This is a genomic window from Streptomyces sp. LN549, assembly GCF_043203805.1.
Lineage (GTDB): Bacteria > Actinomycetota > Actinomycetes > Streptomycetales > Streptomycetaceae > Streptomyces.
Map to the genome: position 1 here is coordinate 5,056,569 of NZ_JAZHRI010000002.1, position 15,459 is coordinate 5,072,027.

Genomic DNA, 15,459 nt, shown 5'->3' on the forward strand with positions numbered 1-15,459 from the left:
GCCTTGTCGGTCCAGGGGTGCGGGGCTAGCCTGTGGGCGACGTCAATCTGACGGGTCATCAGAAAAGCGTGCGCCGAAGGGGACACCATGACGGAACTGCCTCGGATCGTCAGCGTCGACGACCATGTGATCGAGCCGCCGCACCTCTTCTCGACCTGGCTGCCCGCCAAGTACCGCGAGCGCGGCCCGCAGCCCCTGACCGCGGGCATCGGCGAGCTGGCGTACACCGGCGGCAAGTACGTCATCACCATGGACCCGGACGGGCCGCCCACCGACTGGTGGATCTACGAGGACCTCAAGTTCCCGTACAAGCGGAACATCGCCGCCGTGGGGTTCGACCGCGACGACATGACGCTGGAGGGGATCACCCGGGCGGAGATGCGGCCCGGCTGCTGGGACCCCGTCGAGCGGCTGAAGGACATGGACCTCAACCATGTCGAGGCGAGCCTCTGCTTCCCCACCTTCCCGCGCTTCTGCGGGCAGACCTTCGCCGAGGCCCACGACAAGGAGGTCGCGCTCGCCTGTGTGCGCGCGTACAACGACTGGATGGTCGAGGAGTGGTGCGGGGACAGCGGCGGCCGGCTGATCCCGCTGTGCATCATCCCGCTCTGGGACATCGATCTGGCTGTTGCGGAGATCAGGCGGAACGCCGCGCGCGGGGTGCGGGCCGTGACCTTCTCGGAGATCCCCACCCATCTGGGGCTGCCGTCGATCCACACCGGCTACTGGGATCCGTTCTTCGCGGTCTGCCAGGAGACCGGCACGGTCGTGAACATGCACATCGGGTCCAGCTCGCAGATGCCCGCCGCCTCCCCGGACGCACCGCCCGCCGTCCAGGCCGCGCTCTCCTTCAACAACGCGATGGCCTCGATGATGGACTTCCTGTTCAGCGGGGTGCTGGTCAAGTTCCCGCAGCTCAAGCTCGCCTACAGCGAGGGCCAGATGGGCTGGATCCCGTACGCCCTGGAGCGCGCGGACGACGTCTGGGAGGAGCACCGGGCCTGGGGCGGGGTGCGCGATCTGATCCCCGAGCCGCCGTCCACGTACTACTACCGGCAGATGTTCTGCTGCTTCTTCCGCGACAAGCACGGTGTCGCCTCGCTCGATGTCGTCGGGCGGGACAACGCGACGTTCGAGACCGACTATCCGCACGTCGACTCGACCTTCCCGCACACCAAGGAGGTCGCCCTCGATCACGTCAAGGGGCTGGACGACGAGACCATCTACAAACTGATGCGCGGGAACGCGATCCGGATGCTCGGTCTGGACCTCGACAAGTAGGCGTGTCATGGACCTCGCGTACACGGAGGAAGAGGAAGCGTTTCGGGCGCGGCTGCGGGAGTGGCTGGCCGCGGTGCTTCCCGGGCTGCCCGGGAAGCCGGACCCCGGTGACTGGCCGGGGCGGCGGGCGTACGACTCCGGCTGGCAGCGGCTGTTGTACGACGCCGGCTACGCGGGCCTGCACTGGCCCGCCGACGCCGGCGGCCGGGGCGCCACACCCACTCAGCACCTGATCTTCCTGGAGGAGACGGAGCGGGCCGGGGCGCCCTACGTCGGGGCGAACTTCGTCGGGCTGCTGCACGCCGGGCCCACCATCGCCGCCGAGGGCACTGCCGGGCAGCGGGCCCGCTGGCTGCCGCCGGTGCTGCGCGGCGACGAGATGTGGTGCCAGGGGTTCAGCGAGCCGGACGCGGGCTCGGACCTGGCATCGCTGCGTACCCGGGCGGTGCGTGACGGTGACGACTACGTGGTGAGCGGGCAGAAGATCTGGACCTCGCACGCGGAGGTCGCCGACTGGTGCGAGCTCCTCGTGCGGACCGACCCGGCGGTGTCCAAGCACCGCGGGATCAGCTGGCTCGCCATGCGCATGGACAGTCCGGGTGTCACGGTCCGGCCGCTGCGGACGCTGGCCGGGTCCACCGAGTTCGCCGAGATGTTCCTGGACGAGGTGAGGGTGCCCGTCTCGCACCGGGTCGGGGCGGAGAACGACGGCTGGCGGGTCACCATGGTCACGCTCTCCTTCGAGCGCGGCACGGCCTTCGTCGGTGAGGTCGTGGCCTGCCGTCGGACCCTGGACGCGCTGGCCGCCGAGGCCCGCAGGAGCGGGCGCTGGGACGACGCGGTGCTGCGGCGCCGTCTGGGCAGGCTCAACGCCGAGCTCCGGGCGCTGTGGCGGCTCACCCAGTGGAACGTCAGCGAGGCGCAGAGCACCGGTGGCGTCCCCGGGATCGGGGGCTCGGTCTTCAAGCTGCGGTACTCGCATGTCCGCCAGGAGCTCTACGAGGCGGCGGCCGAGGTGCTCGGCGCGGGTGACGCCCTCGATCTGGACCGGGAGTGGGTGCTGGACCGGCTGTCCTCGCTCTCGTACACGATCGCGGCCGGCACCTCGCAGATCCAGCGGAACATCGTCGCCGAGCGGATACTCGGCCTGCCGAAGGGGCGGTGAGCGGAGGGTGGACTTCCAGCTCTCACAGGACCAGCGGGCCCTGCGGGCGGGGATACGGGACCTGCTCGCCGGCCGGTTCGACAGGGACCGGATGCGGGCGGCGCACGACGGCGGTGGGGGCGTCGACCGTGTGCTGTGGCGGGAGCTCGGGGCGGCCGGGTTCTTCGCGCTGCGACTGCCGGAGACGGCCGGTGGCGTCGGCCTCGGCCTGCCCGAGTCCGTCCTCCTGTTCGAGGAGGTCGGGCGGGCGCTGCTGCCCGGTCCCCTGGCTGCCACCCAGCTTGCCGCGGGCGCGGTGAAGGGGGCGGCCGAGGGCGAGGCCGTGGTGGCTCTGGCGGAGGCGGGACGGCCCGTGGGGCACCTGGCGGACGCCGATGCGCTGCTGGTCCTGGACGGGGACCGGACGCGGGTGCTGAGCGGCGGGGTGCTGCGGCAGGTGGTGGACGAGGCCCGGCCCGTGCGGTCGCTCGACCCGGGTACGCCGCTGTGGCGAGTTCCGGATCTGTCCGGGCGCGAGGGCGAGCCACTGGCCGACGGGGCACGGTTGCGGTGGGAGGGTGCCCTGCTGACCGCGGCCGAACAGCTCGGCAGTTCGACCCGCAGCCTGGAGGCGGCGGTCCAACACGCCGGTGAGCGGGAACAGTTCGGAGCTCCGATCGGAGCCTTCCAGGCGGTCAAGCATCTGTGCGCCGGAATGCTGGTGCGGTCCGAGCCGGCCCGCAGCGCCGTGTACGCGGCGGCCGTGAACGCGGACCCGGTGGAGGCCGCCGGGGCCAAGCTCCTCGCCGACGAGGCCGCAGTCGACAACGCCCGCGACTGCCTCCAGGTGCACGGCGGCATGGGCTTCACCTGGGAGGCGGACGTTCATCTGCGTCTCAAGCGGGCCTGGCTGCGGGCCGGGCAGTGGGTGACGGCGGCGGACGCGGAGGAGGTGCTGGCGGCCGGTCTGGGCTGAACCCGGGCGGGTCGGTGCCCTGTGCATGCACGTGACGCGACGGACCCCTGAGGTTCACGCTGCGGAGTGACGCAGTGCAGTCGGTATGCGTCGATACCGGCTTGTGTCCTTTGCGTGATTCGTCACGGGGTGGAGTCGGCGCCGGGCTCGGGTACGCTCCGTTGGATGCGAGTGGTTCTGGAACCTGGCGATCCGGATGTGGCCTGTGCGGCGACTCCGGTTCGCGAGAGGTGCCCTGCTCGTGATCCACACGGAAGCGCCGGGCCTGCCGGGGAAACGATTCCCGGGGTTGTGACGCGCCTCTGTTCGACTCCCCGCAGCGCGCGTCGCACAGTATGCACCACGCGTACTCCTTCGCGATGGAATATGCCCGAAGCGCTTGTTGCGGTGACTGTACGTCAACCATGCTGTCTCGTAAGGGAATCACGTTCCGTGACCCTGAAGAGGCGCGAGGCGATGTGTCCGCCGGTTCGGATGGTGTGAGCGGTGCAGGTGCTTCAGGTTCAGTTGGAGGTCGGGCCCGACCCCGCGGAGGTCGGACGGGCCCGCAGATGGGCGCGTTCGAGGCTCGTCGGGTCCGGGATAGGAGACGACGAGCCGCTGGCCGAGACGCTCATCCTGCTCATCTCGGAGCTCGTCACCAACGCGGTCGTGCACACCGGCTGTCCGGCCGTGCTGCGCATGCTGTTCGGCTCGACGGGGGCCCCGGGCAACGCCGGGACCGTCCGGGTCGAGGTGGCCGACACCAGCTGCCGCCCGCCGCAGCAGCGGCACGCTGAGGGCGAGGACACCGGCGGCCGCGGTCTTGAGCTGGTCGACGGCCTGGCCGACCGCTGGGGCTGGCAGCCGGAAGGCGCGGGCAAGCGCATCTGGTGCGAGGTCGACCGGGGCATTCCGCTGATGCAGGTGCAGCTGCAGCCCGGCCCCGAGCGTGAGGGTGCCGATGGGTGCGGCGCGAGTGTGGCGTACGAGGCGTCGCACGCCGGAATCCACCGCGCGTAGCACCACCGCCGCGCGCGGGGACGCCTGCCGCGCAGCGGGTTCCCGGTGTGCGGCCGTGGCTCAGAGGATCGCGACCGGGGCGACCGGCGTGCCGGTGGCGCCTACGAAGGGCTCCGGCATGGCGGAGAGCAGGAAGGCATAGCGCCCCGCGTCCGCACAGGCTGTGGACAAGCCCTCCAGGTTCCAGTTCTGGCCCTGGAGCATGCCCATCTCGACCAGGTCGAGTGCGTGCACCCCCAGCCACAGGTCCTCGATCTCCGGCGGGAAGATCTCGAAGGTCAGCGTGTCATTGGCGACCGCGGCCACATCCCGGGCCCGGAACCACTCCGGCGTACGGATCGAAAGGCCCGGTGACGGATACCCGTAGGCGTTCTTGTCCCCGGAGAGGTACACCTGCACCTGTCCCGTCCGTACGAGGACGATGTCCCCGGACCGCACCCGGACCCCGGCCAGATCCTCGGCCGCCTCCAGGTCCTCGGGGGTGACCGCGTGGCTGCCCGGCAGCCGGTCCACGCCCTGGGCGCGGGCCACGTCGAGGAGGACCCCGCGCGAGACGATGTGCGGTGCCTTGTCGATGCCGCTGAACTGCGCGCCGCCGTGGGCGGTGATGGTCGCGGCGGGCCGGCCGTTGTAGATCTTCCCCGAGTGCGAGGCGTGGGTGAGCGCGTCCCAGTGGGTGGCGGTCTGGAGGCTCAGGACCGCGGTGTCGTCGCTGGTGGCGACGGTGCCTGGACCGAAGAGCTCCTGGTTGATCTGGACCATGGTGTGCAGCGGATTGACCCGCCCCGGGATCAGCCCGTTCTGCACGCCGTCCTGCTGGAGCGGGAGCGCGAGCGGGATGCGCAGGCCGCTGCGGACGGTGGCCGCGGCCTCGCGTACGACCTCGTCGGTGATGAGGTTGAGCGTCCCGATCTCGTCGTCTGCGCCCCAGCGACCCCAGTTGTTCACGCGCTTGGCGAGGTCGTGGAACTCGGCCGGCAAAGACATGGCGCCTCCTGGGGCTTGTGCCGGTGGACCTGATGACCCATAGAATCTAACGGTCCGTCAGAAACCGCGGGAAGGGGCCGGGCATGGGGAACTTCTTGGCAGGCAAGGTCGTGGCCGTGACGGGTGCCGGACGCGGCATCGGGCGGGCCGTCGCGCTCGCCGCGGCGGCAGAGGGGGCGCGGGTCGTGGTCAACGACTACGGCGTCTCCATCGAGGGAGGTGAACCCGCCAGCGAGATAGCCGAGTCCGTCGTCAAGGAGATCGTGGCGGCGGGCGGAGAGGCGGTCGCGGTGGCGGACGACATCTCCACCATGGCCGGAGGGCAGCGGGTCGTGGACACCGCGCTCGCGCAGTTCGGCCGGATCGACGGGGTCGTCTGCGTCGCCGGGATCCTGCGCGAACGCATGCTGTTCAACATGTCCGAGGCGGAGTGGGACCCCGTGGTCGCCACCCACCTCAAGGGCACGTTCACCGTCTTCCGGGCAGCGTCGGCGGTGATGCGCAAGCAGGAGGGAGCCGGCACGCTCATCGGTTTCACGAGCGGCAACCACCAGGGCAGCGTCGCCCAGGCGAACTACAGCGCGGCCAAGGGCGGCATCATCTCGCTGGTCCGCAGCGCGGCGCTCGGTCTGCACAAGTACGGCGTCACGGCGAACGCGGTCGCGCCGGTGGCGCGCACCCGGATGTCCGCGAACGTCCCCATGGAGCTCAAGGAGATCGGCGAACCGGAGGACGTGGCGGCGCTCGTCGTCTACCTGCTCAGCGACCGGGCACGGGCCGAGAAGATCACCGGCCAGGTCTACACGATCGCGGGCCCGAAGATCGCGGTCTGGGCCCAGCCGAGGGAACTGCGCGCGGGGTACGCGGAGGGGGCGCCGTGGACACCGGAGCGGATCGCGGACTTCCTGCCCGGGACGGTGGGCACGGACCCGATGCCGATGCTGGCACAGCTGGAGGACATGGCGGCGGCGGCGAAGGCCGCGGCGCGCCCGAACGCGTAGCCGGGTGGGCATATTGCCGCCAGGAGGCGGGCGCCCGCTGCCGCCTCTGCGACACGGTGTCCCTGCCCCCTGCGGGGCGGGTGCGTGCCTGGGCTTGCTCCTGCGGGTGGGCCTTCGCTCATGCGGGGCGCGAGGCGCAAGTTCAGCCCCTCCGGCGATTGAGGAGCGGGGGCGCGGGGGCGGAGCCCCCGGTTGCCGGTCGCGCGGGCTCGTTGCCGGGGCGCTGCGCCGGACCCCGGTCCCCAAACGCCGGACGGGCCTGATTGCCCCGTACACGTACGAGTGCAGGAAGGGCCCCGGGAATTCAGGGAACACCACCGCCGAGCGCGTGCTCGGCCTACCGAGGGAGCCGAGATGAGAGGCGTCGTCTTCGACGGCAAACGGACCGAGGTCGTCGACGACCTGGAGATACGCGACCCCGGCCCCGGCGAGGTGCTGGTGGGTGTGGCCGCGGCCGGGCTCTGTCACAGCGATCTGTCGGTGATCGACGGGACGATCCCCTTCCCGCTGCCGGTCGTGCTCGGCCACGAGGGCGCGGGCGTGGTCGAGGCGGTCGGCGCGGGCGTGAGCCATGTCGCGCCCGGAGACCATGTGTCCCTGTCCACGCTCGCCAGCTGCGGCGCGTGCGCGCAGTGCGACCGGGGCCGGCCGACGATGTGCCGGAAGGCGATCGGAATGCCGGGGCAGCCGTTCTCGCGCGGCGGGAAACCGCTGTACCAGTTCGCGTCCAACTCGGCCTTCGCCGAACGGACCCTGGTCAAGGCCGTGCAGGCGGTCAAGATCCCCAAGGACCTGCCCCTGACCTCGGCGGCCCTGATCGGCTGCGGGGTGCTGACGGGAGTCGGGGCCGTACTGAACCGGGCCAGGGTCGACCGCGGCGAGAGCGTCGTCGTGATCGGCACCGGCGGCATCGGGCTCAACGTGATCCAGGGCGCGCGCATCGCCGGCGCGCTGACGATCGTCGCGGTCGACTCCAACCCGGACAAGGAGGCGGTGGCCCGGCAGTTCGGTGCCACGCACTTCCTCACCTCGGCCGAGGGGGTCAAGGAGATCCTGCCGCACGGCGCCGACCACGCCTTCGAGTGCGTGGGCCGCACCGAGCTGATCCGTACCGCGATCGATCTGCTGGACCGGCACGGACAGGCGATCCTGCTGGGCGTACCGGCGGCGACGGCCGAGGCGTCGTTCCTCGTCTCGTCGATGTACCTGGACAAGTCGATCCTGGGCTGCCGTTACGGCTCCTCGCGCCCGCAGCGGGACATCGCGCTGTACGCGGAGCTGTACCGGGAGGGCCGGCTGCTGCTGGACGAACTCGTCACCGAGACCTACCCGGTGGAGGACTTCGCCAAGGCGGCGGACGACGCGCACCACGGGCGGGTGGCCCGGGGGGTGCTGGTCTTCTGAGGGGCGGGCGCGGCCGGAGTACCGGCCGCGCCCGGGTCCGGGGACCTTGTTCAGAGGGAAACGCTCCGGGCGTCCTCCCCCGCCTGCCTGCCGATGGCATCCGGTTCGGCTGCCGCCTGCGGCTTGCGCAGGGAGAAGGCGAGCAGGCCGCCGACGGCGGAGGCGGCGCCCCCGATCCACATCGCCCTGCGGAGCCCGTCGGCCACCTCCGCCACCGCCGGGGCGGCCCCGGCGTCCCCGGCCGTACCTGCGGTGGCCACCGCGACGAGCAGGGCGAGCCCCGCCGCGCCGCCGATCTGCTGAGACGTGCTCGCCAGTGCGGAGGCGATGCCGGCTTCCTGCGGGGCGACACCGGACGCGGCGCAGGCGAACATCGCGGGGAAGGTGACGCCGCCGCCCACACCCCAGACGACCAGGCCGGGGACCAGGTGCCAGAAGGAGGCGTCGGCGGACATGGCGACCGCCAGCGCGACCATGCCGACGCCGTTCGCGGTCATGCCCAGGAAAAGGGTGGTCCGTGGGCCCAGCCTGCCGAGCATCGCCCCGGCCAGCTTGAGCGATGCCCCCATGGAGATCACCGTCAACGGCACGAAGGCGAGGCCGGCCTTCAGCGCGTCGTAACCCAGCACGCCCTGAAGGTAGTTGGTGAAGATGTAGTACGAGCCACCCAGTGCGCTCTGGAAGACCAGGATGATCAGGATCGCTGTCACCAGGCTCCGGTTACCGAACAGTCGCAGGGGAACGAGCGGGTCCTTCGTCCGCTTCTCGACCAGGGCGAAGACGGCGAGGACCACGGCACCGGCCACGATCGAACCGGCCCCGCGCAGCGATCCCCAGCCGGCCTCCGGGCCGCTGACCAGGCCGAGTACGAGGAGCGAGGAACCGACGGTGGCGAGCAGCGCACCGAAGGCGTCGAAGCCGTTCCGGTCGGGGGCCGTGCGCGCGTCGGGCGCCAGCACGGCGGGCGCGGCCACGGCGGCGAGCAGGGCGAGCGGGACGAGGACGAACAGCACCCACTCCCACCCCCACGCCTGGGTGAGCACGCCGCCGAGCAGGGCGCCGGCCGCCAGTCCGCCGCTGCCGGCCGCGCCCCAGAGGGCGAGCGCCTTGTTGCGCTCGGGCCCCTCGGCGAACCGGGTGTGGATGAGGGCGAGGGTGGCGGGCGTGAGCAGCGCGGCTCCGAGACCCTGGAGCGCGCGGGCGGTGACGAGGAGGGCGGGACTCTCCGCGAATCCTCCCAGCAGGCAGGAGAGCCCGAAGACCGTCAGGCCCAGGACGAACACGCGACGGGCGCCCAGCCGGTCGACCGCGCGGCCACCGAACAGCAGTAATCCGCCGAAGGCCACCGCGTAGGCGCTGACCACCCACTGCAGGGACTGGGTGCTGAAGCCGAGCGCACGGCCGATCTCCGGGAGCGCGACGAACACGATGTTGTAGTCGACGGCGACGATGAACTGGGCGAACGCCAGCAGCGCGAGCATGGCCCCGGTGCGCCGCGCCGGGGGGACGGGAAAGGTGACCACTGATCCGACTCCTGAGTGCACATCATGGATTTCCACGCCGTGGATTCATACGCTGTGGAATTACTACACGGTGTGTAGTGACTGCACGGAGGTTAGTACGTGCACGCTGTAAGCTGTCAAGCGTGGGAGACCAGACACCGAACCGCCGGGCTCGCCTCCGCGCCGAAACGGGCGCGGAGATCAAGGCGATCGCCCTCCGGCTCATGGCCGCCAGCGGGCCGGACGCGATCACTCTTCGTGCCATCGCCCGCGAGATGGGCATGACGGCAGGCGCCATCTACGGCTACTACGCGACGCGCGACGACCTCATCACCACGCTGATCAGGGACGTGCACACCTCGCTCGTCGACACGCTCGAAGCTGCCCGGGACACGGCGCTCCGCGATGACGCGGCCGGCCGCATGCTGGCGTGGGCCGGAGCGTTCCGTGAGTGGGTGCTGGCCAACCCTGAGGGGTTCCGGCTCATCTACGGCGACCCCGTGCCGGGCTATGTGGCCCCCGAGGGGGGTGCGGCGCCCGAAGCGGGGCTGCGTACATGCGCGGGGCTCACCGGACTCGTCGCCGACGCCTGGCCCGAGGCGGAGTCCCGCCAGTCGCAGGGCGACCACCGGTGGTCCGACTTCGACCCCCACCTGACGGCCATGGTGCAGGAGCGGTTTCCCGGACTGCCTCCCGCGGCGGTCGCGTTGGCCCTGCGCGTCTGGGGGCGCCTGCACGGACTGGTGTCCCTGGAGGTGTACGGCCACCTGCGCCATCAGACGCTCGATCCGGGGAAGGTCTACCGCGCCGAGATGCTCGATCTGCTCGCCTCGCTGGGCCTCGCGGCACAGGCGTAGGGCGGTCGCCTCAGACCCGGTTCGCCTCCGTCGACCGGAACGTCCGCCGGTACACCGTCGGTGACACACCCAGTGCCGCCTGCAGATGCTGGCGCAGCGAGGTGGGGGTGCCGAAGCCGGCGTCCCGGGCGATCCGGTCGATCGACAGGTCGGTGGACTCCAGCAGATGACGGGCCCGTTCCACCCGCTGCCGGGTCAGCCACTGCACCGGGCTGATCCCGGCCTCCTCGCGGAACCGCCGGGTGAACGTCCGTACGCTCATCGACTCCTGCTGCGCCATGTCGCGCAGCAGGATCGGCGACTCCAGCCGCCCGAGCGCCCAGGCGCGGGCGGTGGTGGTGGCCGAGGCCCCCGTGTCGGGGACCGGGCGCTGGATGTACTGGGCCTGGCCGCCGTCGCGGTGCGGCGGTACGACCGTGCGCCGGGCGACGTCGTTGGCGACGGCGGCGCCGTGATCGCGGCGCACCATGTGCAGGCAGAGGTCGATGCCGGCGGCCACCCCGGCGGACGTCAGGACGTCGCCGTCGTCGATGAACAGGACGTCGGGGTCGACCCGGACGGCGGGGAACAGCTTCTGGAAGTGGTCGGCGGAGGACCAGTGGGTGGTGGCCGGGCGCCCGTCGAGGTATCCCGCCGCAGCGAGGACGTAGCTGCCGGTGCAGATGGAGACCATCCGGGTGCCCGGCCTGATGTACGCGAAAGCGGCGGCGAGTTCGTCGGTCAGCCGGCCCTCGGTGTGGACGGGGCCGAGTTCGTAACTGGCGGGGATGACCACGGTGTCGGCCGTGGCGAGGATCTCCGGGCCGTTCTCGACGGTGATGCTGAAGTCCGCGTCCGTGCTGACCGGGCCGGGTGGGCGGACCGAGCAGGTCACGACTTCATAGAGTTTTCGGCCCCGGTTCAGCGGCTCGGAGCCGAGTGAGCGCCCGAAAATCCTTTGGGGGATGCCCAGTTCGAAGGGGAGTAGTCCATCAAGGGCGAGAACGACGACCCGGTGCGGCACGGTACGGACTCCCTTCGGCACTAGCTGGTATAGACCATAAACTGATACATGTCATCGGTGTGAAGGAAAAGTCAGCAGACCTCGCGGGCATTCCCGCCGTGGACCACGAAGCCGCTTTGCGCGGCTCCCCGCCCCTGTTGTCGTTGCCCCTTGGGCCGGACCCGCTCTGGAACCGGAACTTCCGGCTCTTTTTCGTAGCCCGGACCGCGGCGCTCTTCGGTGACGGAATGATTCCGGTGGCGCTCACCGCGGGTCTGCTGGGGGCCGGGCGGCCGCACTCCTCGGTGGGGTACGCGCTGGCGGCCTGGATGGGGCCGCTGGCTCTGTTCGTTCTCTTCGGCGGCGTCCTGGCGGATCGTTTCACCCCGCGTCGGATGATGATCATCGCCGATGCGCTGAGGCTGATCGGCGCCTCCGTGCTCGCGGTCTCCTTCGCCATCGGCAACCCGCCGCTGTGGGCGGTGTACGCGCTGAGCGCGGTGGCCGGCGTGGGAGCGGCGCTCTTCCAGCCGGGCGTCGCCTCGACCGTGCCGCGAGTGGCCTCGGACGTGCAGCGAGGCAACGCGGTGCTGCGGGTGTCCGAGGCGCTGATGACCATGGCGGGCCCTGCGTTCGCGGGCCTGCTGGTCGGACTGGCGAGCGCCGGGGCGGTCTACGCCGCGAACGCGTCGACGTTCCTGGTCTCCGGCGTCTGCCTCTTCCTTCTGAGGCTGGCGCCCGCCCCGTCGGACGAGGCGCCGCGCGGCACCTTCGTCGCGGAACTCGTCGACGGCTGGCGCGAGTTCAGGGCGCGCAGCTGGCTTTGGGGGGTGATCGCGATCTGGACGGTGTACGGCTTCACCGTGCTCGGTCCGATGCTCCCGCTCACCGCCGTCGAGGTTACCGAGGCGCACGGTTCGGGGACGTACGGCGCGATGATGGCGGTGAACGGCGCGGGCAGCGTCGTCGGCGGCCTGCTGGCCCTGCGGCTGAGGCCGCGCCGTCCGCTGGCGGCAGGTGCCGTCGCTCTGACCGGGGTGTGCGTGAACCTGGTGGTGCTGGGGCTCGGGCTGCCGGTGCCCGCCCTGGGGGCGGGGCAGTTCGTGACGGGCGCGGCGTTCGCGTTCTGGCTGGTGATGTGGTCGACGACCGTCCAGACGCACGTGCCGCCGGAGGCGCTGAACCGGCTGCACGCGTACGACGTGGCCGGCTCGCTGCTGATGCTGGCGGCGGGCCGCGCGCTGGCGGGGCCGGTCGCGGACCGGGTGGGCGCCCCGGAGGTGCTGCTCGCCGGCGCGGTGATCAACATGCTGGCGGTGGGCGTGCTGCTGGCGGCCCGGCCGATCCGGCGTCTGGAGCGGATCGGGTGAGCGCGCTCGGCCCAAGTGCGCCCCGGGCCCGGGCCGTTGCGGCAGGGGTGGCCGTGCTGACCGTAGTGGCCGGGCTCGGGGTGCGTACCGTGACTGACGGCGCTGTCGCCAAGTACGCCGGGGATGCGCTCTACACCGTCCTGATCTGCGCCCTCGTCGCGCTGTGCGCACCCCGAGCCCGGCCGCTCGCCGTGGCCGGAGCCGGGCTGGGGATCAGCTGGGCGGTCGAGCTGCTCCAGCTCACCGGGGTCCCGGCGGAGCTGTCCCGGCACAGCGCGGTGGCGCGGCTGGTGCTCGGATCGACGTTCAACGCACCTGATCTGCTCTGGTACGCGGTGGGGGCGGCGGCCGCCTGGGCGGCCCGTACGGCGGCTACTTCGCGCGCGCCCGGTCCTCGGACTGCTGCATCTCGATGACGCGGAGGACGTGTGCGCTGGTCTGCCGGCGCACACTGCCCGCGACGAGCAGCGCCGATCCGGCCACCGAGAGGGGCGCGGAGAGGGCCAGGAGGACCAACTGCTTGGGCATGGTGCTGTCCAGTTCGCAGACCGACGACGCGCGGAAGCAGTACAACGTGTCGTCCTGGTCCCACAGCAGGAAGCCCAGCCACACCCACAACACGCAGGCGACGAGCAGCAGAACGGCGCCCCAGCCCTGCATCAGCGCGGACCTGTGGTGAAAGTGCTGGCGTTCGACCCACTGCATGAGAATCCCCCGGGACCTGGACGAAGTGGCGTGGACGCGTACGCACGCACCGTCGCGGTGCGCCCGGCCGCCGATCGACGCAGATCGTACGCGCACGGGGGCCGCCGGGTCCCGTGCGGACGGCGGGACGTGGCCCGATCCCTGCGAACCATGTCCTTCGGGCCACTCGTGGGAGGGGCGGCGGAGGCCGGATGCTGAGCGGCGTGAGTCAGACAACCGAAAGCGCCGCCCGGGACAACCTCCCGCGCCCCGCCGTCAAGGCACCCCCTCGCCGCCGCATCCACCGCGCCTGGATCGTCGCCGCCGTCACCTTCGTGACGATCATCGGCGGTGCTGCCTTCAACGCTCTGCCCGGGCTGCTCATCGACCCCCTCCACGAGGAGTTCCACTGGTCGCGCGGGGAGATCGGCCTGGCCGTCTCCCTCGACATGGCGCTGTACGGGCTCACCGCGCCGTTCGCCGCGGCGCTGATGGACCGGTTCGGCATCCGCCGGGTCGTGGTCGTCGCGCTCAGCGCCGTCGCGGCCGGTGCGCTGGCCAGCGTCTGGATGACCGCGGCCTGGCAGCTGATGATCTATTGGGGGCTGCTGGTCGGGCTCGGCACCGGCGCGATGGCGATGTCGTTCTCCGCGACGGTCACCAACCGCTGGTTCGTCGCCCGCCGGGGCCTGGTCACCGGCATCCTCACCGCGGCCGGCGCCTCGGGGCAGCTCGTCTTCCTGCCCCTGTGTGCCTGGATCGTCGACCGGCACGGCTGGCAGCCCGCCTCGGTGACCGTCGCCCTGGCCGCACTGGTCGTCGTCCCGTTCGTCTGGCTCCTGATGCGCGACCACCCGGCCGACGTGGGCCTCGCCCCGTACGGCGGGGAGTACGTGGCGAAGCCCGCGCCCGCGCGCGGGGCGGCGAGCCGGACCGTACGCGTCCTGGTCGACGCGGCCCGCACCGGACCCTTCTGGCTGCTGGCCGGGTCCTTCGCGATCTGCGGCGCCTCGACCAACGGCCTCATCCGCACCCACTTCGTGCCCTCGGCGCACGACCACCACATGCCCATCACCGCGGCGGCCTCGCTGCTCGCCGTCATCGGGATCTTCGACATCATCGGCACGATCTTCTCGGGCTGGCTCACGGACCGCTTCGACGCACGCCGGCTGCTCGCCGTCTACTACGCGCTGCGCGGGGTCTCACTGCTGTTCCTGCCGCTCCTGATGCAGGCCACCGTGGAGCCGCCGATGGTCTTCTTCATCGTGTTCTACGGACTCGACTGGGTCGCCACCGTCCCGCCGACCCTGGCCCTGTGCCGGGAGCAGTACGGCGAGGACAGCGCGATCGTCTTCGGCTGGGTCCTCGCCTCCCACCAGGTGGGTGCGGCGCTGGTGGCGTTCCTGGGCGGGGTGGCGCGTGACCACTTCGGCTCGTACAACGTGGTCTGGTACTCGGCGGGGGCGCTGTGCGCGATGGCGGCGCTGATGGCACTGATGATCCGCCGGGTGAAGGGCCTGCCCGCGGACACCGTCCCGGGGTGAGCCGCTCAGCCGCTGAAGTGCCCGAACACCCCCCGGTGGAACAGCAGCGGACCTTCCCCGTCCCCGTCCGCGGTCGCCCCGAGCGCCTCCACCCGGCCGACCACGATCAGATGGTCGCCGCCGGTGTGGACGGCCTGGATGCGGCAGTCGACCCAGGCGGGCACGGAGTCCAGCAGCGGCGAACCGGTCGCGGGGGCGGGGGAGTGCGCCACCCCGGCGAACTTGTCGGCCCCGCTGACCGCGAAGCCCCGGCACAGCGCGCCCTGGTCGGCGCCGAGGATGTTGACACAGAAGGCCCCGGCGCGGGCGATGCGCGGCCAGGTCGTCGACGTACGGGCGACCATGAACGTGACCAGCGGCGGGTCCAGTGAGAGCGAGGCGAACGACTGGCAGGCGAAGCCCGCCGGACCGTCCGGGTCGGCCGGGTCGTGCGCCGTGACGACAGTGACACCACTCGCGAAGTGCCCCAGTACGCGGCGGAATTCGCCCCGGTCGAGCGGCAGCCGCTCGTCGTCGGCGACGGCCCGCAGAACCGGGCGCGGCAGTGGATCGACCCGCTGAGGACCGGCGGCCGTCGCGGCGCCGACGGACCTGAGGTAGCGGACTGCGGTTGCGGCCATGCCTGCGTGTCCCATCACCCTTCGATTAGAACTGACGACACGTCAGATAGGAAGGGGTGGGGCGACCCCCGACCTTCGTCAGGGGTGACCCCTGCCGTTCGGCCC

At 71.6% G+C, this 15,459-nt stretch carries 15 protein-coding genes; 10 read left to right on the forward strand and 5 right to left on the reverse strand.

Features of this window, described 5'->3' with window-relative positions; all coding sequences use genetic code 11:
* Positions 1–87 precede the first annotated feature (87 nt).
* The 4 genes from SH922_RS22945 to SH922_RS22960 all read left to right on the forward strand — a co-directional run bounded on the left by SH922_RS22945 (position 88) and on the right by SH922_RS22960 (position 4,403).
* Positions 88–1,281 carry an amidohydrolase family protein gene (locus tag SH922_RS22945; protein ID WP_393059772.1) on the forward strand — a complete coding sequence of 398 codons (1,194 nt, stop codon included), beginning with the start codon at positions 88–90 and terminating at the stop codon, positions 1,279–1,281.
* Positions 1,282–1,288: 7 nt separating this feature from the next.
* Positions 1,289–2,446, forward strand: a complete 1,158-nt coding sequence (locus SH922_RS22950) for an acyl-CoA dehydrogenase (RefSeq protein ID WP_393059773.1) — start codon at positions 1,289–1,291, stop codon at positions 2,444–2,446.
* Positions 2,447–2,453: 7 nt separating this feature from the next.
* The gene (locus SH922_RS22955) at positions 2,454–3,401 is read left to right on the forward strand and encodes an acyl-CoA dehydrogenase family protein (protein WP_393059774.1); all 948 of its coding nucleotides are present in this window, start codon (positions 2,454–2,456) and stop codon (positions 3,399–3,401) included.
* Between the two features lie 486 nt (positions 3,402–3,887).
* Entirely contained in the window at positions 3,888–4,403 is a 516-nt protein-coding gene (locus SH922_RS22960) for an ATP-binding protein (protein WP_393059775.1), read from the forward strand.
* 60 nt (positions 4,404–4,463) lie between these two features.
* On the opposite strand, the gene SH922_RS22965 is transcribed toward SH922_RS22960, so the two are convergent.
* Entirely contained in the window at positions 4,464–5,390 is a 927-nt protein-coding gene (locus SH922_RS22965; protein WP_393059776.1) for a cyclase family protein, read from the reverse strand.
* 83 nt (positions 5,391–5,473) lie between these two features.
* Here SH922_RS22965 and SH922_RS22970 point away from each other — a divergent pair, with 83 nt between their 5' ends.
* Positions 5,474–6,391 (forward strand): SDR family oxidoreductase, encoded by a 918-nt coding sequence (locus tag SH922_RS22970; protein ID WP_393059777.1) that lies wholly within the window; start codon positions 5,474–5,476, stop codon positions 6,389–6,391.
* 354 nt (positions 6,392–6,745) lie between these two features.
* Positions 6,746–7,795, forward strand: a complete 1,050-nt coding sequence (locus SH922_RS22975) for a Zn-dependent alcohol dehydrogenase (RefSeq protein ID WP_393059778.1) — start codon at positions 6,746–6,748, stop codon at positions 7,793–7,795.
* A 50-nt stretch (positions 7,796–7,845) separates the two neighbouring features.
* On the opposite strand, the gene SH922_RS22980 is transcribed toward SH922_RS22975, so the two are convergent.
* Positions 7,846–9,318, reverse strand: a complete 1,473-nt coding sequence (locus SH922_RS22980) for an MFS transporter (protein WP_393059779.1) — start codon at positions 9,316–9,318, stop codon at positions 7,846–7,848.
* Positions 9,319–9,440: 122 nt separating this feature from the next.
* Between SH922_RS22980 and SH922_RS22985 the strand changes: the two genes are divergently transcribed.
* A complete protein-coding gene (locus SH922_RS22985; protein ID WP_393059780.1) occupies positions 9,441–10,154 on the forward strand; it encodes a TetR/AcrR family transcriptional regulator in 714 nt (237 codons plus the stop codon).
* Positions 10,155–10,164: 10 nt separating this feature from the next.
* On the opposite strand, the gene SH922_RS22990 is transcribed toward SH922_RS22985, so the two are convergent.
* Positions 10,165–11,157 (reverse strand): GlxA family transcriptional regulator, encoded by a 993-nt coding sequence (locus SH922_RS22990; protein ID WP_393059781.1) that lies wholly within the window; start codon positions 11,155–11,157, stop codon positions 10,165–10,167.
* 98 nt (positions 11,158–11,255) lie between these two features.
* Between SH922_RS22990 and SH922_RS22995 the strand changes: the two genes are divergently transcribed.
* Entirely contained in the window at positions 11,256–12,506 is a 1,251-nt protein-coding gene (locus SH922_RS22995) for an MFS transporter (protein WP_393063660.1), read from the forward strand.
* The gene (locus SH922_RS23000) at positions 12,503–12,922 is read left to right on the forward strand and encodes a DUF2809 domain-containing protein (RefSeq protein ID WP_393059782.1); all 420 of its coding nucleotides are present in this window, start codon (positions 12,503–12,505) and stop codon (positions 12,920–12,922) included. Before SH922_RS22995 ends, SH922_RS23000 begins: the two co-directional genes overlap by 4 nt.
* Here the strand turns inward: SH922_RS23000 and SH922_RS23005 are convergent.
* Entirely contained in the window at positions 12,879–13,211 is a 333-nt protein-coding gene (locus SH922_RS23005; protein ID WP_393059783.1) for a hypothetical protein, read from the reverse strand. The genes SH922_RS23000 and SH922_RS23005 overlap by 44 nt on opposite strands.
* A 203-nt stretch (positions 13,212–13,414) precedes the next feature.
* Between SH922_RS23005 and SH922_RS23010 the strand changes: the two genes are divergently transcribed.
* Positions 13,415–14,734: an MFS transporter gene (locus tag SH922_RS23010; protein ID WP_393059784.1), complete on the forward strand. Its 1,320-nt coding sequence runs from the start codon at positions 13,415–13,417 to the stop codon at positions 14,732–14,734.
* A 5-nt stretch (positions 14,735–14,739) separates the two neighbouring features.
* On the opposite strand, the gene SH922_RS23015 is transcribed toward SH922_RS23010, so the two are convergent.
* Complete coding sequence (locus tag SH922_RS23015; protein ID WP_393059785.1) at positions 14,740–15,354, reverse strand: flavin reductase family protein; 615 nt, start codon at positions 15,352–15,354, stop codon at positions 14,740–14,742.
* Positions 15,355–15,459: the final 105 nt, after the last annotated feature.